The organism is Rhizobium sp. BK619 (assembly GCF_014195245.1).
GTDB classification, from domain to species: domain Bacteria; phylum Pseudomonadota; class Alphaproteobacteria; order Rhizobiales; family Rhizobiaceae; genus Rhizobium; species Rhizobium acidisoli.
Window position 1 is genome coordinate 335,880 of sequence record NZ_JACIBH010000001.1, and the last position, 16,529, is coordinate 352,408.

The following is a 16,529-nucleotide window of genomic DNA, read 5'->3' on the forward strand; positions in this document are numbered from 1 at the left end:
GCGGTGAAGTGCAGGACCGGTGGAATGCATTCATGCCCTATCCCGACGTCGATGTCGGCCATGCGTCCACCGGACCACTTTCCGGACTTCGCCTGGCGGTAAAGGACCTTTTCGACGTTGCCGGCTATCCAACCTCGGCCGGCAATGCCGCGGTGCTCGCCGCCTCGGGCATCAAGACAGCGACGGCGCCTTTGGTCCAGACGCTGCTGGAGGCCGGCGCCTGTTTTGTCGGCAAAACCAATACGGATGAGCTCGCCTATTCGCTGATTGGCGGCAATATCCATTTCGGCATGCCTATCAATCCACGCGACCCCACCCTCATCCCCGGCGGATCGTCCTCCGGCTCAGCCGTCGCGGTTGCCGCTGGCCTCGCGGATCTCGGGCTTGGAACAGACACGTCCGGCTCCATCCGGCTGCCCGCCGCCATCAACGGCCTCGTCGGCTGGCGGCCGACACATGGAAGCCTCGACAACAGGGCACTGCGTCCGCTGGCGCCAAGCTTCGATGTGCCGGGTTTCATGACGAGAAGCCTCGACCCGATGGCCGCGGTGATGAGCGCCGTCGGCATGCCCGCGGCAAATGACCGACCATTATCCATTCTCATTGCCGAGGATATCTTCGAAACCATCGACGGCGCGATCGCCGACGAGATGATCGCCAGCCTTCGATCGTCGGCCATGCCTATCCGCAGGACAGCTGCGATCTGCTCGTTCAGCCTCACGGATCTTGCTTTGGCATTCACCACCATCCTCCAAAAGGAAGCCTGGGAAAGCAACCAAACGCTCTTCGAGCGGGGCCCTGAGGCCATCGCACCCGATATTGCCGCGCGTCTTCGATCAGCGTCTCGCCTGGACAACGAGGAGGTGCGCACTGCCTACAGGATCCGAAAGCTCTTTTCCGCGAAGGTCGACCGTTTACTCCGCGAAAATGTGGTTGTCGCTCTTCCGACCTTGGCCATGAGCCCGCCAACGCGCGATGCCGGGCCGGAAAGCTTCGCCGCATTTCGTTCGGCCTGCGTCAAGCTTCTGTGTCTCTCAGGTCTGAGCGGGTGCCCGCAACTGGCTTTTCCAATTGCCAGTCGCGTGAAGAATGTTTCGCTCTCCTTACTCGGCGCACGAAGCGCCGACAGAATGCTTATGAATATGGCCAGGCGGTCAATTCCAGCCGGCTTCGCCTAGCGCCTTCCCGATCCCCTAAGAGAGTTTTCTCGCGAGCGGCACGACCACGTAGAGCATTGCTACCACCATCGGCGGAACCGTAATGGCGCTTGCACCTGCCTGTCCCAAGCCTTCCGTCAGGCGAAACAGAAGTATGTTGAGGGCGTTCAGCACGATGTACGCTCCGATGATCGCCGCGCCCAAAAATCGAGCCGTGGATAAAAGTGGCGAAGGACGAAAGTTTATCATCAGGCTTCCTCAAATTGACGTGGCAGGAGAACGGTCGCCATATAAACGATCCGTATCGTTTCGTCAATTCGAATGCGACGGCATCGTCATCGGTCTGTCGGATCAGGATTGGCGATTGCTTCTTGCGCCGGTGATCTGAGCCATGACTGACGCCAGCGGATCTTCTTCATGAAGCTCATCCGTCAGAAGACGAAACCAACTGTAACCGACCCAGAGCGAAAGCTTGTCGTCGATTTCCGCAGCGTCGATCTCGCCGCGGCTTGCAGCCGCCGAGAGGATATGCCTGACGTCGGCGGTGCGTTCCGGAAGAAATCTCTCGCGCAATGCTGCCAGCGCTTCTTTCGTGCCTTGCGCCTCGGCGATGAGGCCTCGTAATGCGGCCCCGGCAGAATTCGACCGCCAGAACCGCCACACGCTCGTGGTATACAAGACAAGATCCTGGAGCAGGGATCCTGTGTCGGGAACCGCCACGAAGGTTGTTCTTTCGACGGTGTAAATCGCGATGAACAAGTCCGCTTTCGCAGGGTACCAGCGATAGATTGTCGTCTTTCCCGCGCCGGCCCGGCGCGCGACCTCATCGACCGAAAAGCCGGCATAGCCCTTTTCTTTGATCAATTCTCTGGCCGCGGCAAGAACGGCGGCCTCGGCTTCCGGGTTGCGGCGAGATCCGATGGACGTCCGTTTCCTGACGGGCAGGGGCTTCGGCTTCGTTGTCATTCAAAAGGCCTAGCGCACGCCCCAATCGGGATCAACAGCGAAACGGTGGCTTTGCTCGCCGGCCGAGGACTGGAAGGGACCCCGGCGGCGACACCATGGTATGATCGATCGAAAGGCCCTTCTGTGGTTCTATAGGCAAGCCTATGATCGCGAGAGCCACCGGAGGATGTTACTGGAGCACCCTCGCGAAGAGACGGGCTCATCATGCAGCCATCCTCTATCCATCTCGAAATTACGGTGATCATCATTCGGGAAATATGTCATGATACGCTTGCTTTCGGTCAATGTGGGCCTGCCGCGCGACATCACTTGGCAAGGCAAGATCGTCAACACCGCCATTTGGAAAACGCCGGTCGACGGCCCGCGCATGGTGCGGCGACTGAACGTGGATGGCGATGGACAAGCGGACCTCGCCGGCCATGGCGGTGAAGGCCGCGCGGTCTTTGTCTATCAGATCGATTCCTACCGGTACTGGCAGGAGCAGTTGCGCCGAGCCGACTTTGTCCACGGGCAGTTTGGAGAGAATTTTACCATCGATGGTTTGCCGGACACAGAAGTCTGCGTTGGAGACCGTTATCGGATCGGCGCCGCGTTGTTCGAGGTGACGCAGCCGCGCGTCACCTGCTACCGGCTTGGCATACGCATGGACGAGCCTGAGATGGCCGCACTGCTGGTCAAACATGGCCGTCCCGGTTTCTACTTGCGTGTGCTCGAAGAAGGGGAGGTGCAGGCAGGCAACGAGATCACAAAGGTTGCGTCCGGCCCCGAGGGCATGAATATCTTTACGATCAACGCGCTGCTTTATATGCCCGGCCACCCTCGTGACCAGTTGGAGCGCGCGCTGCGCATCCCGGCTCTGAGCAGCGGCTGGCGTGGTTCATTCGAGGCGCTGCTCAAGCAGAAACGGGAGGAGGGAGAGGCGACAGGAAATGCCGGGCTTGCCGCCGCGTCCGGTCCGCCGCCCGCATGGCGCGGTTTCCGCCCTATGCGTGTGTCGCGCAAGGTGCGGGAAAGCGGCAATGTGACCTCGCTCTTGCTCGAACCGACGGATGGCCAACCCGTTGCCGCGGCATTGCCCGGGCAGTTCGTGGTGTTGCGGCTCGAACCAGCTTCTCCACCGGCGATGATGCGTAGCTATTCGCTGTCAGGCGAACCCAGCGCCAGTCATTATCGCGTCAGCGTCAAACGGGAGGCCCACGGCCTTGCCGGCGCTTACATCGACGATGAACTGCAGGTTGGAGACATCGTGCAGGCAAGTGCCGCACGCGGCGGTTTCACGTTGCGGCCGGGCGCCTCGCCGGTTGTTCTCTTGAGTGCGGGTATCGGCGTAACGCCGGTGCTGGCGATGCTTCACGTTCTGGCGGCCGAAGCATCGACGCGGCAAGTCTGGTGGCTGTACGCGACCCGCAACGGCCGCGAACATCCGTTTGCCGAAGAGGCGCGCGGGCTGCTTGGGAGGCTTGCCCACCATCGCAGCCACATTTGCTACAGTTCGCCCGATCCCGCGGATCGTCCTGAGCTGGATTTCAACGCTTCCGGCCGTCTGGATGTGCCGGCGCTAAGAGCGCTCAAGCTACCACACTATTGTGATGTCTATATCTGCGGCCCCTCGACGTTCATGAGCGATTTGACCGACGGGCTGACTGCCCTGGGCATCGCCCCGGATCGCATCCACAGCGAGATGTTCGGCGCCGGTCCGTCGATAACCCCAGGAATGTCTGCATCGCCGCCTCGTCCGCCACACTTACCGGCAGGGTCTCCAGGCTCCGGGCCGATGGTGTCATTTGCGCGCACCGGTCTCGAGGTGCACTGGGAGTCGACATTCCAGAACCTGCTCGAACTGGCGGAGGCCTGTGATGTGCCGGTGCGATGGTCGTGCCGAACCGGCGTCTGTCACACATGCGAGACGGGGCTTGTCGCAGGGAGCGTCGGCTACCGGCCGGACCCGGTCGATGCGCCGGCGGATGGCAACGTGCTGATCTGCTGCTCAAAGCCTCAGGGCGACATCGTGATCGATTTGTAAAGGCAGGGTATCTTGCTTGTCTTTCCGGGATGCCCGGTGTCGTCATTGCCTTGCAAACATCGAGGATGCCATGCTGCTCAAGGGCAAACGAGTATTGATGGTGTGGGACATGGGCGCTTCGGCGCTTCTTTCACGACGCCCCAACAACGCTGTAATGTCCCGAATCGCGGCACAATCCTCAAGTCGCTTCCGATTTACGCATTTATGCGGTAGCTTACCTGATGGCCTTAAAAGGTTTTCGCTCGGCGCTAAAGAAGGCCTCAAACGGCGAAGTACCGACGTCGGGATTTCAGAATACGTTCTGTCATGAATGATTAGGCCAAAATGTGATCTGCACGGAACAAGAATGCCCCTAACGGGTTTCGAACCTTAGCGTTCAATAGGAGGAGCATTTCATGCCTACGGTTGCCGCGACATCCATCACTCCCCCGGACCAGCATCTTGTCACAGCGCGCGAAGCCCTTGAGCCGCTTTACGAGAAGCTCGAGCTTCAAACGGAATCGCTGGTGCTGGCTGCGGCGCTGGAGGCGGGATGGTCTCCGGATGAGGCGACGGAGGCGCTTGCGGCACTCAGACTGCAGGACGCCCTTTTCACCCTTGGACGCACGAATTAGCCGATATTCCGTCGCTGACAGCTTCGGCAGAATGCCGGCGGCTATTGCGAGCCGCCGCTTTTGCGTCGCCTCCGGCTGACCATCATTCCGCCGACGATCAGAACAATTCCGGTCGCGTTCGCCCAGAACGAGGTCGGAGCGGCGCGCGCATATTCCAGCGCCACGCTGGTGACCATCTGGCCGCCAATGATCAGCAGAGCCGTATTGACCGCGCCGATGCGCGCAATCGCCCAACTGCCGGCCGCCACGAAAACGACGCCGATCGGACCACCGAGATAGATATACCAAGGGGCCTCCGCAGCGCCGGCCGGAAGCAGGCCTCCGACAGCGAGACCAAGACAGGTCAGCACAATAAAGCCTACGGCATGGTTCCAGAAGGATGCGATGAGCGGCGTGGTCGAGATGCTCAACCGCCCATTGAGCTGACGGCTGAGGCCGACGAGCACGCCGCCGAGGCAGGCAATGAGAATGAACACCGTCACGCCCCACCTCGCCCAAACAGGATGATGAGTGCGCCGCCGGTGACGACCAGGCCGAGCGCGGCGATGTCCCGCATATCCGGGCGCCGCTTCGGCAGACCGAACAGTCCCCAATTGTCGGCCGCCAGGCTGAAAGCGACCTGGCCTGCCAAACCCAAAGCCAAGGTACCGGAGAGCCCGAGCGGCGAGTTGACCGCAGTCGAGGTCAAAATGACCGTTGCGGCGCCGGATACACCCCCGAGATAGGCCCACAAGGGCGCCCTGGCGGTTTTGCCCGCCGTTGGAGTGCGCCGGCGGTAAAGCGCCAAAAGAAGGATGACGGCGGCGACCATGCCTGCGCCGTGCGCGGTCCAGGATGAGAACAGCGGATTGGCGTATCGTGCCAGTTCCCCATTCAGATGCACCATGAAGGTCAGGAGCCCACCGGTCGCAAAAGCGCCGATGAAATAGATGGGATGCGGATTGCGTGCCGTTTCGATGGTCATTGCAGATCCCGTCAAAGAATCGATTGCGCCCGGTATTTTCAGATTGCTACCACAGCGCGCAGCTTTTCAGGAGGCGCAAAAGACGCGGCAGAACTGTCGCCTCTTGCATCCGGCCGGAGCTTTTCGCTTCGGCATCGGAGTGCTAAACGGCGGCGTCTGCATTTAAAGGAAATATAATGAGAAAATTGTTTCGCCTGCTGCTGGTGGTCGCTCTGGCCGTCGTCGTCTTTACCGGTTTCCGCTGGTATCGCTATGTCAGCAACACTGACAGCCCCTATGATGAGATCGGCATCACCCTCAACAATGCCATGCCCGGCCCGATCAACAGCTGGGGCTGCGCCAAGCTGAAAACCACCTTTGCCGGTTCCCTGCCGCCTTTGGGCTGCGCTGCCGCCGACGCGACGCAGTGGAAGTAAAACGCTGCAAGGCTGCGCCGCCGGCGCAGCCTGAATTGCCTTGCGGTATGGGCTGAATGCCGTGTCAGATCGGCCAGACTGCCAGCAGGGCAGGCACACTGACGAGCACGACAATGAGCGAGAGTGGCAGGCCCAATCGGGCATAATCGCCAAATCGATATCCGCCCGGCCCCATGACCAGCGTGTTGCACTGGTGGCCGATCGGCGTCAGGAAATCACAACCGGCGCCGATGGCCACCGCCATCAGAAACGCATCGGGCCGAAAGCCCAGCTTGGCGGCAAAGGTCGCGGCGATCGGCGCCATGACCAGAACGGTCGCGGCGTTGTTCAAGAACGGCGTCACCGCCATGGCCGCAACCAGGATGAGCGTCAGGGCGCCGAATGGCGGCAGCATTTCGGCGGTCCGCGACAGCAGATCGGCGATGATTTCGGTGGTTCCGGTGGTTCTGAGCGAATCGCTGATCGGAATGAGAGCGGCCAGCATGATCAGAATGGGCGCATCGAGATGATGATAGACTTCGCGCAGGGGAACGGATCCGGTCACCACCATCAGAAAGGCGGCGGCAAAAAATGCCGTCGCCACGGGAATGCCGCCGAAGGCCGTCGCCCCCATCGTCGCCAGCAGGATCATGACGGGGATCATGCCGTTGCGGGCATTGCCGAGCTTCAGATCGCGTGCGACCAGCGGCAAACATCCCCATTCGCGTAAAAGATCCGGCAGCTTCTGCAAGTCGCCCTGCAAGACCACGACGTCGCCGTTGCGGATCTTGATCTCGCCCAGACGCTCGGTGAAGCGCCTGTCCCGGCGGCTGACGGCAAGAAGATTGAGGCCGGTATTGTGGAAGAGAGCGACGTCTTTTGCGCTGACGCCAATCAGGCGGGAATGTTCGCCGACGATGGCTTCGACGGAACTGATGTCCTGGCGCGTCTCGGCCTCGTGTTTACGATCGGACAGTTGAAGCTTGGCTTCACTGACGATCTTATCGAGGGCGCTTTGCTCGCCCTCGATAATAAGAAGGTCGCCATCCTTGAGCACAGTGTCGGGAAGGGGCGTTCGTCTTTGGCCGCCGCCGCCGATAATCGCGGTCACCATCGCATCGCCGCCGGCCGGCTTCTGCAGCCAGCTGACGGACCGGCCAATCGCCCCCGAGGGCATGATGACCTTGGCCTCGGTCGTATAGTTCTTGATCGCTACCGCCTCGTCCATCGAGGTTTCCACCCGCGATCTTTCAGGAAGCAGCTTGTAGAACAGCCCCAGAAAGACAACGCCGGCGACCGAGAGCGCCAGGCCGACGGGCGTATAATCGAACATCGTGAACGGCTGCCCGGTAATCTCCTCGCGCACCCGGGAAACGATGATATTCGGCGATGTGCCGATCTGCGTCATAAGCCCTCCGAGCAGCGAGGCGAAAGACATCGGCATCAGGAACATCGACGGTGATACGCGTGATTTCCGGGCCATCTGCACGGCAACCGGGATCATGATCGCCAGCGCACCGATATTTTTGACGAAAGCCGAGAGCGCCGCGACGATGGCAACCAGGATGATCAGCTGCATCCGCGGCCCGCGTCTTTCGGGAGAAAATCGGCGCAGCGCCAGATCCATGATCCCCGATCTCGATATCGCCGCACTGACGATCAGCGCACTGCCGACGATGATGACAATGTCATCTGAAAAACCGGAAAAAGCGATTTTGGCAGGCACGATGCCGGCAGTGACGGCGACCAGAAGGGAACTCACGGCGACGAGGTCGTATCGATAACGACCCCAGACGAAGGCGCCCATCATGAGCGCGATGATGAGAAGAGAGAGCCATTGGTCAATGCGCATGTTTGCATCCCGGTGGTAGAAATTAACGTTTGAAGCAGGAGATCGATACGACGCGACGGCGAAATTTTTTCATCGCCTCCGGTCGCCGGCAAATCGGATGAGCTGAACAGCCGTCCGCTGCGATGCTGCCCTCATGGAACTTCCAGCCGCCAGGCGGCATTTCGTGCTTTGGGGATGCTGATTCGGAAACGACCATGGCCAATGACAACCTATCGACCTATCGATCGAAGCGCGACTTTCAAAAAACGGCGGAGCCGAGCGGCGAGAAGCAGATCGCACGCAGCAACCGCCGTCGCTTCGTCATCCAGAAACATGACGCCACGCGGCTGCATTACGACCTGCGGCTCGAGCTCGACGGCGTGTTCAAATCCTGGGCTGTCACCAAAGGCCCATCGCTCGATCCCCACGACAAGCGGCTGGCCGTCGAGGTCGAAGATCACCCGCTCGATTATGGCGACTTTGAAGGCACGATCCCGAAAGGACAATATGGCGGCGGCACGGTGATGTTGTGGGACCGCGGCTATTGGGAGCCCGAGGGAAAGAAGAGCCCGGAGCAGGCGCTTGCCATGGGCGATTTCAAGTTCACGCTGGAAGGTGAAAGGCTGCACGGCAGCTTCGTTCTGGTGCGCATGCGCAATGATCGCGATGGCGGCAAGCGAACCAACTGGCTGCTGATCAAGCACCACGACCCGTTCTCGGTCGAGGCGGATGGCGCAGCCGTCCTGGAAGAGAACGACACCTCCGTCGCCTCCGGCCGGACGATGGATGCGATTGCCGCCGGCAAGGGCCGCAAGCCGAAGCCGTTCATGATCAAGGGCGGCGATATCAAGTCGGATGCCGTCTGGGACAGCAATCACGGGCTGGCCGCAGAAGAGAGGAAGGTGGAGGCGCGAGCCGACAGGACGCCGAAAACGGCTGGAAGTGTCGACCTCCCGGATTTCATCGCACCGCAGCTTTGCCAGACCCTGGAGCGGCCGCCGGCCGGCGAGGGCTGGATTCACGAGATCAAGTTCGACGGCTACCGTATCCAGATGCGCATACTCGACGGCGAGGTGACGCTGAAGACCCGCAAAGGGCTTGACTGGACCGGCAAATATCCGGAGATCGCCGAGGCGGCATCCGCGCTGCCCGACGCCATCATCGACGGCGAAATCTGCGCTCTCGACGACCATGGTGCGCCGGATTTCGCAGCCCTGCAGGCGGCCATTTCGGAAGGCAAGACCGGCGATCTCGTCTATTTCGCCTTCGACCTTCTTTACGAGGGTGGCGAGGACCTACGATCCCTGCCTGTCGTCGAGCGCAAGGGGCGGCTTCAAAGCCTGCTGTCGGATGCCGCCGATGACCCTCGGCTCCGTTTCGTCGAGCATTTCGAGACCGGCGGCGATGCGGTCCTCCGCTCCGCCTGCAAGCTCTCTCTGGAAGGCATCGTATCCAAACGAAGCGATGCACCCTATCAATCCGGCCGCACCGAAAGCTGGGCGAAGTCGAAATGCCGCGCCGGCCACGAAGTGGTGATCGGCGCCTATGCCAAGACCAACGGCAGATTCCGGTCGCTGCTGGTCGGCGTCTACCGCGGCGACCACTTCGTCTATGTCGGCCGCGTCGGCACGGGATATGGCGCGAAGAAAGTGGAAACGCTGCTTCCGAAGCTACAGGCGCTCGAAGCGGCGAAATCGCCCTTCACCGGCATCGGCGCGCCGAAGAAGGAGGCCGAGGTCACCTGGGTGAAGCCCAAGCTCGTGGCGGAAATCGAGTTCGCCGGCTGGACCGCCGACGGTATCGTCCGCCAGGCGGCCTTCAAGGGCCTGCGCGAGGACAAACCGGCCAGGGAGGTCAAGGCCGAACGGCCGGCCAAACCAGCAGAGACCGACGTGCCGGAGCCGTTGGCCGAGGTGATGGCGAAGCCAATCCGCCGCAAAGGCGCCAAAGCCGAGGTGATGGGCGTGATGATCTCCAATCCGGACAAACCGCTATGGCCGGATGCCAATGACGGCAGGCCGGTTACCAAGGAAGAACTGGCCCGCTATTATGAAGCCGTCGGCAGCTGGATGATCGCGCATATCGAGGGGCGCCCCTGTTCGATAATCCGTACGCCCGATGGGCTTGGAGGCGAGCAATTCTTCCAGCGCCATGCAATGCCCGGCACCTCCAACCTTCTCGAACTGGTCAAGGTCTTCGGCGACAAAAAGCCCTATCTGCAGATCGACCGGGTCGAGGGCCTGGCGGCTGTCGCGCAGATCGGCGCCGTCGAGCTGCACCCCTGGAATTGCGAACCGCATAAGCCGGAGGTACCGGGCCGGCTGGTGTTCGACCTCGACCCCGGACCCGACGTGCCGTTCTCGACGGTCGTTTCCGCCGCCCGAGAAATGCGCGACCGTCTCGACGCGCTGGGTCTCGTCAGTTTCTGCAAGACCACAGGCGGCAAGGGTGTGCACGTCGTCACGCCGCTTGCGATCAATAAGCGCAAGCCGCTTTCCTGGGCAGAAGCGAAGGGCTTCGCGCACGACGTTTGCCAGCAGATGGCGCGCGACAATCCCGATCTCTATCTGATCAAGATGACCAAGAGCCTGCGGAACGGCCGCATCTTCCTCGACTATCTCCGCAACGATCGGATGGCGACGGCTGTGGCACCATTGTCGCCCCGGGCTCGGCCGGGCGCCACCGTCTCGATGCCGCTGACCTGGACCCAGGTCAAATCCGATCTCGACCCGAAACGCTTCACCATCCGCACTGTGCCGGCACTGCTGTCGAAATCGTCAGCCTGGGAGGATTATTGCGACGGCCAGCGGCCGCTGGAACAGGCGATCAAACGGCTGGGCAAAGTCTTAAGCGCGGCTTGAGCATCGCGAACGGCGCTTGTCCGTGGCGAACTGGTTTTAGCCGGGATGAACTTTCTCCGCGTGCCGATCTTGCCCTTCATAAAACTGCTCCAAATTAGCGGGGTGGATTGTTTACCTCAAGCGTTTGACAATCCCTCGCGCCTGAGGTCTACTGGCCCACTTACCGGACCAGCAGACCTCAGGGAGGGCATGGCGATGGATGTACGAGCCATGCTTGAAGAGGTTGCTACGTTTGGGGGAGCGCCGAAGAAGTCGATCAAAGACTTCGTCGTCCAGAAGATTGTGACCTTCATCGCCACCGGCATCCTCAAAACCGGCGACACGCTGCCTGGCGAACGTGAACTGGCTAGCGCGCTCTCGGTCAGCCGCGAGACGGTCCGCGGCGCGATCCTCATCCTCTCCACGCATGGAATTCTCTCGGTTACGCAGGGAACACGCACGGTGGTGGCATCTGAGGATGTTGGCGAATTGGCTGTCCAGGCGGCGCGCTATCGCGACATTGCGGCCTACAGTCTCGACAATGTTCATGAGGCGCGGCTGCTGATCGAAGCACAGGTGGTCAGGGCTGCCGCGGTCAAGATGAAAGAGGCGACGCTTGATTATCTCCGCAAGTCGATCGCGGCACAGGAAGCCGCCTGTGACGATCCCGTCCGTTTCTTGATCTGCGACCGGGAGTTTCACACCGCCATCTACCGTTCCAGCGGCAATGCGGTGCTCGCCGACATGGCCGCCGACCTCTATTCCTATCTTCTCAGCCACCGCAGGCGCGTCGTATCGCAGCCCGGGACGATCGCCACCAGCATCGCCGATCACCGGTTGATCCTCGCCGGTCTGGAGACGCGAGATCCGGACGCCGCATGCGCGGCTTTCGCGATCCATGAGACCCGCATTTATACGACAACCAAGCTGCTCCTCGCGTAGTTCACAGGCAAAGAGCGGCAGAGACGAGACATCGAAGACAGGGGGAATAGGATGAATATTCTCATTATCGGGGCGGGAGGAATGATCGGCCGCAAGCTCGCCGCCAGCTTGGCGCGCAGCGGTTCGCTCGGCGCTGAAACGATCGCCCGCATGACGCTTGTGGATATCGCCCCGCCGCCGGTGCCATCAGGCGTCGTTGCCTCGGTCGAAGCCCTGGCTGCCGATATTTCCGAAGGCGATGCGGCGCAAGCGCTGGCGGCCCGCCGGGCCGACGTGATCTTCCATCTTGCCGCGATCGTTTCAGGCGAGGCCGAGCGCAATTTCGAACTCGGCTACCGGGTCAATCTTGACGGCACGCGTGCGTTGCTGGAGGCAATCCGTCATGAGGGAAGCGGGGAAGCCTATGTTCCCCGCTTCGTCTTCTCCTCGTCGATTGCGGTCTACGGCGCGCCGTTTCCCGATCCGATCCCCGACGATTACGTCCAGGCGCCGCTCACCAGCTACGGCGTGCAGAAGGCGATATCCGAGCTTCTGCTCGCCGACTATTCGCGCCGCGGCTTCATCGAGGGCGTGGGAATTCGATTGCCGACCATCGTGATCCGGCCGGGTGCGCCGAACGCCGCCGCATCCGGCTTCTTTTCCGGCATTCTGCGGGAACCGCTGGCGGGCCAGCGGGCGGTTCTTCCGGTGGAGGAAACGGTCAAACACTGGCTGGCAAGCCCGCGTTCCGCCGTCAAATTTCTGATCCACGCCGCAACGCTCGACACATCGTCGCTGGGTGCGCGGCGCACTCTCACCATGCCCGGCGTTGCCGCGACCGTTGCCGATCAGATCGCCGCCTTGCGCCGGGCGGCCGGCCCCGAGGCGGTCGAGTTGATAGACCGCCGCCGCGACGAGGTCATCGAAGGGATCGTCGCCGGATGGCCGAAATCCTTTGCGCCTGACCGCGCGACGCAACTGGGTTTCACCGCCGAAACCAGCGTCGACGAGCTGATCGAGGTCTACCTCGCCGAAGACGCTCCGGGTGCGCCGCGAGGAGATTGAGGAGAGGGCGGCGGGAGGTCCCGCCCGGGCACCCCCACAGATGCGGGATTGCGGTGGCTGAAGGACTTGGGAGAGATGACAGCCGCCGAAGACAGAGTGAGATACGAATACATAGGCATGTAGCGCTCGATTTCTGGGAGGAGTGAGTATGGCAGGCGTTCAATTCGCGGATGTGCGGAAATCGTTCGGTGTGCATCCTGTCATCAGGGGGGTGGATATCGACATTGCCGATGGGGAATTCGTCATCCTGGTCGGCCCCTCGGGCTGCGGCAAGTCGACCCTTCTGCGGATGCTGGCAGGGCTCGAAAACATTTCCGGCGGCGAGATCAAGATCGGTGGGCGCGTCGTCAACACGCTGCCGCCGAAGGACCGGGACATCGCCATGGTGTTTCAGAACTATGCGCTCTATCCGCATATGACGGTGGAGCAGAACATGGGCTTCTCGCTGATGCTGAACAAGGCGCCGAAGGCGGAGGCCGAAAAGCGGGTGAAATATGCCGCCGGCATCCTCGGCCTCGACAAATTGCTCGACCGTTATCCGCGCCAGCTTTCCGGCGGCCAGCGCCAGCGTGTCGCCATGGGCCGGGCGATCGTGCGCGATCCGGAGGTCTTCCTGTTCGACGAGCCGCTGTCCAACCTCGATGCGAAGCTGCGCGTCGCCATGCGCGCCGAGATCAAGGAACTGCACCAGCGGCTGAAGACCACCACGGTTTACGTCACCCACGACCAGATCGAGGCCATGACCATGGCCGACAAGATCGTGGTAATGCATGACGGCATCGTCGAGCAGATCGGTTCGCCGCTCGAACTTTACGACAAGCCCGCCAATCTCTTCGTCGGCGGCTTCATCGGTTCGCCGGCGATGAATATGATCAAGGGCAGGCTCGATCCGGAAAAGCCGACGCAGTTCAGGGCCTACGACGGCACGGCGCTGCCGGTCGCCAAGCCGCCGGCCGAAGCCATCGGCCGCGACCTCGTTTACGGGCTTCGCCCCGAATACATCCTGCTCGACGCCAACGGCCTGCCCGGCGAAATCGTGGTGATCGAGCCGACCGGCTACGAGACGCATCTCACCCTCAAGCTCGGGGGCAGCGATGTCAGCTGCGTGTTCCGCGAACGCGTCAATGCGCGGCCGGGCGAAATCCTGCGCGTCGGCATCGACGCCGCGCATGTTCATCTCTTCGATGCCGAGAGCGGCCGGAGATTGACCGACTGACGCCGTCCGGCGGGCGGGTCGAGGGTGGAGGAGCCCTCTCGTCGCCTGCCGGCCAGCCGCATTCCCTCTCAGGGATGCAAGGATCGTCGTTCGCCAAGCGGGAGGTGAACGCCGGGGAAATCGCACCCGCTTTTTGATGAGGAGGAATCTCATGAGGATCAGAAGACGTGACTTTCTTGCCGCCTCGGCTGCCGTCGCCGGCGCCGCCGGCCTGGGCATCCGGCCATCCCTGGCCCAGGCCGAGCCGACCTACACGCCGGAAAGCGGCGCCAGCCTTCGCCTGCTGCGCTGGACGCCCTTCGTCAAGGGCGACGAGGAGGCCTGGCTTGCCAACACCAAGAAATTCACCGAAGCAACCGGCGTCGAGGTGCGCATCGACAAGGAAAGCTGGGAAGACATCCGCCCGAAGGCTGCGGTGGCTGCCAATGTCGGCTCCGGCCCTGATCTCATCATGTGCTGGTTCGACGACGCCCACCAGTATCCGGACAAGCTGGTCGATCTCACCGAACTCGGCAATTATCTCGGCAACAAGTATGAGGGCTGGTACGACGGCGTGAAGGGTTATGCCACCCGCGGCGACACCTTCATCGCCATGCCGCTGACGGCGATCGGCAATGCCGTCGTCTACCGCGACAGCCACGTAAAGGCCGCCGGTTTCAACGAATTCCCGAACGATACGGCAGGCTTCCTCGAGCTTTGCAAGGCGATGAAGGCAAAGGGCACGCCCGCCGGCTTCCCGCACGGCAAGGCGGTTGGCGACGGCAACAACTACGCCCACTGGCTGCTCTGGAGCCATAACGGCATGATGGTCGACGAAAGCGGCAAGGTGACGATCAACAGCCCTGAGACGCTGGCTTCGATCAACTATGCCAAGGAGCTCTACGCGACCTTCATTGCGGGCACGGAGAGCTGGCAGGACGTCAACAACAACCGCGCCTTCCTGGCCGGCCAGGTCTCGCTGATCGCCAACGGCGTCTCGGTCTATTACACGGCCAAGAACGATCCGAAGCTCGCCGAGATCGCCAAAGACATCCGCACGACGAACTTCCCGATCGGCCCTGTCGGTAAGAGCGTCGAGCTTTGCCAGACGAGTTCGCTGCTTCTCTTCAAGCACACAAAATATCCGGAAGCCGCAAAGGCCTACATCAAGTTCATGATGGAGGCCGACCAGATGAACGCCTGGATCCAGGGCTCCAGCGCCTATTGCTGCCAGCCGCTGAAGGCCTTCGCCAAGAACCCGATCTGGACGGCCGATCCGGTCCACGCGCCTTATGCGCGCGCTTCTGAAAAACTGCGCCCGAACGGTTATGCCGGCCCGCTCGGCTACGCCTCGGCAGCGACCATGGCCGACTATGTTCTCGTCGACATGTATGCCGCCGCCGTTACCGGCCAGATGTCGCCGGAGGATGCGATGAAGGAAGCCGAACGCCGGGCCAACCGCTACTATCGCGTCTGAGCCCCGCTTAATGCATGTCGCCCGGAAGTGGGTAGCGGTTCCAGGACAACGACATGCATGGAAACAAAAAAGTGCGCGGCATGCCGGCCTTTCGGCATGCCGCAAGCTCCTCCGGGAGATCCAAAACGCGATCTGGAGATAAGCAATGTCGATGGCAAATTCGGGGGATAGGCGTGGGCCGGTCTCTTCGCTCCTGCAGAACAACAATGTGCTCGGCTTCCTGTTCATGCTGCCGGCGGCGGTGTTCCTTGTCTGCTTTCTCACCTATCCGCTGGGACTCGGCGTCTGGCTCGGCTTCACCGATAGCCGGATCGGCCGTGACGGCATCTTCATCGGACTGGAGAACTACCAGTTCCTGATGGACGATTCCGTCTTCTGGCTGTCGGTCTTCAACACCATTCTCTATACCTCCGTCGCCTCGCTGCTGAAATTCGCGCTGGGCCTCTGGCTGGCAATGCTGCTCAACCAGCATCTGCCCTACAAATCCTTCTTCCGGGCCATCGTTCTGCTGCCCTGGGTGGTGCCGACGGTGCTTTCGGCGCTGGCCTTCTGGTGGATCTACGATTCCCAGTTCTCGATCATCTCCTGGTCGCTGATGAAGCTGGGGCTGATCAGCGGGCCGATCAATTTCCTCGGCGATCCGATCAATGCGCGCATATCCGTCATCGTCGCCAATGTCTGGCGCGGCATTCCCTTCGTGGCGATCTCGCTGCTTGCGGGGCTGCAGACGATCCCGGCGTCGCTGCAGGAGGCAGCCTCGCTCGACGGCGCCACGAGCTGGCAGCGTTTCCGCTATGTAACGCTGCCAATGCTGACGCCGATCATCGCCGTTGTGATGACCTTCTCGGTGCTTTTCACCTTTACCGATTTCCAGCTCATCTACGTGCTGACCAAGGGTGGCCCCGTCAACGCGACGCATCTGATGGCGACGCTGTCGTTCCAGCGCGGCATTCCCGGCGGCCAGCTTGGCGAGGGTGCGGCCATCGCGGTCGCCATGGTGCCCTTCCTGCTCGGTGCGATCATGTTCAGCTTCTTCGGCCTGCAGCGGCGCAAATGGCAGCAGGGCGGCCAGGATTAGGAG

15 protein-coding genes are annotated in these 16,529 nt (G+C 61.6%); 10 read left to right on the forward strand and 5 right to left on the reverse strand.

Annotation, left to right across the window (positions count from 1 at the left end):
• Positions 1–8: 8 nt before the first annotated feature.
• On the forward strand, positions 9–1,178 hold the full coding sequence (locus FHX14_RS01570; protein ID WP_003594768.1) for an amidase family protein: 1,170 nt from the start codon (positions 9–11) through the stop codon (positions 1,176–1,178).
• Positions 1,179–1,193: 15 nt separating this feature from the next.
• Here the strand turns inward: FHX14_RS01570 and FHX14_RS01575 are convergent, their stop codons facing one another.
• Together FHX14_RS01575 and FHX14_RS01580 are read right to left on the reverse strand one after the other, a co-directional pair.
• The gene (locus tag FHX14_RS01575; RefSeq protein WP_003594765.1) at positions 1,194–1,406 is read right to left on the reverse strand and encodes a hypothetical protein; all 213 of its coding nucleotides are present in this window, start codon (positions 1,404–1,406) and stop codon (positions 1,194–1,196) included.
• Between the two features lie 102 nt (positions 1,407–1,508).
• The gene (locus tag FHX14_RS01580; RefSeq protein ID WP_184375664.1) at positions 1,509–2,123 is read right to left on the reverse strand and encodes a TetR/AcrR family transcriptional regulator; all 615 of its coding nucleotides are present in this window, start codon (positions 2,121–2,123) and stop codon (positions 1,509–1,511) included.
• 262 nt (positions 2,124–2,385) lie between these two features.
• On the opposite strand from FHX14_RS01580, the gene FHX14_RS01585 reads away from it, so the two are divergent.
• Both FHX14_RS01585 and FHX14_RS01590 read left to right on the forward strand, forming a co-directional pair.
• Positions 2,386–4,146 (forward strand): MOSC and FAD-binding oxidoreductase domain-containing protein, encoded by a 1,761-nt coding sequence (locus tag FHX14_RS01585; RefSeq protein WP_184375666.1) that lies wholly within the window; start codon positions 2,386–2,388, stop codon positions 4,144–4,146.
• A gap of 395 nt (positions 4,147–4,541) precedes the next feature.
• Entirely contained in the window at positions 4,542–4,760 is a 219-nt protein-coding gene (locus FHX14_RS01590; protein WP_003594761.1) for a hypothetical protein, read from the forward strand.
• 41 nt (positions 4,761–4,801) lie between these two features.
• On the opposite strand, the gene FHX14_RS01595 is transcribed toward FHX14_RS01590, so the two are convergent.
• Both FHX14_RS01595 and FHX14_RS01600 read right to left on the reverse strand, forming a co-directional pair.
• Entirely contained in the window at positions 4,802–5,242 is a 441-nt protein-coding gene (locus FHX14_RS01595) for a DMT family transporter (RefSeq protein ID WP_003594759.1), read from the reverse strand.
• On the reverse strand, positions 5,239–5,724 hold the full coding sequence (locus tag FHX14_RS01600) for a DMT family transporter (RefSeq protein WP_184375669.1): 486 nt from the start codon (positions 5,722–5,724) through the stop codon (positions 5,239–5,241). The genes FHX14_RS01595 and FHX14_RS01600 overlap by 4 nt, the downstream gene beginning before the upstream one ends.
• A 176-nt stretch (positions 5,725–5,900) precedes the next feature.
• Between FHX14_RS01600 and FHX14_RS01605 the strand changes: the two genes are divergently transcribed.
• Positions 5,901–6,140, forward strand: coding sequence for a hypothetical protein (locus tag FHX14_RS01605; protein ID WP_003594756.1), 240 nt, complete (start codon positions 5,901–5,903; stop codon positions 6,138–6,140).
• Positions 6,141–6,204: 64 nt separating this feature from the next.
• On the opposite strand, the gene FHX14_RS01610 is transcribed toward FHX14_RS01605, so the two are convergent.
• The gene (locus FHX14_RS01610; protein WP_054184540.1) at positions 6,205–7,971 is read right to left on the reverse strand and encodes an SLC13 family permease; all 1,767 of its coding nucleotides are present in this window, start codon (positions 7,969–7,971) and stop codon (positions 6,205–6,207) included.
• 194 nt (positions 7,972–8,165) lie between these two features.
• Between FHX14_RS01610 and ligD the strand changes: the two genes are divergently transcribed.
• The 6 genes from ligD to FHX14_RS01640 all read left to right on the forward strand — a co-directional run bounded on the left by ligD (position 8,166) and on the right by FHX14_RS01640 (position 16,526).
• Entirely contained in the window at positions 8,166–10,811 is a 2,646-nt protein-coding gene (gene ligD, locus FHX14_RS01615; protein ID WP_184375671.1) for a DNA ligase D, read from the forward strand.
• A 195-nt stretch (positions 10,812–11,006) separates the two neighbouring features.
• Complete coding sequence (locus FHX14_RS01620; protein WP_184376246.1) at positions 11,007–11,732, forward strand: FCD domain-containing protein; 726 nt, start codon at positions 11,007–11,009, stop codon at positions 11,730–11,732.
• Positions 11,733–11,783: 51 nt separating this feature from the next.
• Positions 11,784–12,776, forward strand: coding sequence for a D-erythronate dehydrogenase (denD, locus tag FHX14_RS01625; RefSeq protein WP_184375674.1), 993 nt, complete (start codon positions 11,784–11,786; stop codon positions 12,774–12,776).
• A gap of 148 nt (positions 12,777–12,924) precedes the next feature.
• A complete protein-coding gene (gene ugpC / locus FHX14_RS01630; RefSeq protein WP_184375676.1) occupies positions 12,925–13,992 on the forward strand; it encodes a sn-glycerol-3-phosphate ABC transporter ATP-binding protein UgpC in 1,068 nt (355 codons plus the stop codon).
• A gap of 151 nt (positions 13,993–14,143) precedes the next feature.
• Complete coding sequence (locus FHX14_RS01635) at positions 14,144–15,448, forward strand: ABC transporter substrate-binding protein (RefSeq protein WP_184375678.1); 1,305 nt, start codon at positions 14,144–14,146, stop codon at positions 15,446–15,448.
• A 145-nt stretch (positions 15,449–15,593) separates the two neighbouring features.
• A complete protein-coding gene (locus tag FHX14_RS01640) occupies positions 15,594–16,526 on the forward strand; it encodes a sugar ABC transporter permease (protein WP_184375680.1) in 933 nt (310 codons plus the stop codon).
• Positions 16,527–16,529 lie beyond the last annotated feature (3 nt).

What these genes read in the sequence shown, in the direction of transcription:
- FHX14_RS01620 (WP_184376246.1), top strand. Translation starts at nt 11,007, where the DNA reads ATGGATGTACGAGCCATGCTTGAAGAGGTTGCTACGTTTGGGGGAGCG.
- FHX14_RS01590 (WP_003594761.1), top strand. Translation starts at nt 4,542, where the DNA reads ATGCCTACGGTTGCCGCGACATCCATCACTCCCCCGGACCAGCATCTT.
- FHX14_RS01580 (WP_184375664.1), bottom strand. Translation starts at nt 2,123, where the DNA reads ATGACAACGAAGCCGAAGCCCCTGCCCGTCAGGAAACGGACGTCCATC.
- FHX14_RS01605 (WP_003594756.1), top strand. Translation starts at nt 5,901, where the DNA reads ATGAGAAAATTGTTTCGCCTGCTGCTGGTGGTCGCTCTGGCCGTCGTC.
- ugpC (WP_184375676.1), top strand. Translation starts at nt 12,925, where the DNA reads ATGGCAGGCGTTCAATTCGCGGATGTGCGGAAATCGTTCGGTGTGCAT.
- FHX14_RS01640 (WP_184375680.1), top strand. Translation starts at nt 15,594, where the DNA reads ATGTCGATGGCAAATTCGGGGGATAGGCGTGGGCCGGTCTCTTCGCTC.
- FHX14_RS01610 (WP_054184540.1), bottom strand. Translation starts at nt 7,971, where the DNA reads ATGCGCATTGACCAATGGCTCTCTCTTCTCATCATCGCGCTCATGATG.
- ligD (WP_184375671.1), top strand. Translation starts at nt 8,166, where the DNA reads ATGGCCAATGACAACCTATCGACCTATCGATCGAAGCGCGACTTTCAA.
- FHX14_RS01635 (WP_184375678.1), top strand. Translation starts at nt 14,144, where the DNA reads ATGAGGATCAGAAGACGTGACTTTCTTGCCGCCTCGGCTGCCGTCGCC.
- FHX14_RS01585 (WP_184375666.1), top strand. Translation starts at nt 2,386, where the DNA reads ATGATACGCTTGCTTTCGGTCAATGTGGGCCTGCCGCGCGACATCACT.
- FHX14_RS01600 (WP_184375669.1), bottom strand. Translation starts at nt 5,724, where the DNA reads ATGACCATCGAAACGGCACGCAATCCGCATCCCATCTATTTCATCGGC.
- FHX14_RS01575 (WP_003594765.1), bottom strand. Translation starts at nt 1,406, where the DNA reads ATGATAAACTTTCGTCCTTCGCCACTTTTATCCACGGCTCGATTTTTG.
- denD (WP_184375674.1), top strand. Translation starts at nt 11,784, where the DNA reads ATGAATATTCTCATTATCGGGGCGGGAGGAATGATCGGCCGCAAGCTC.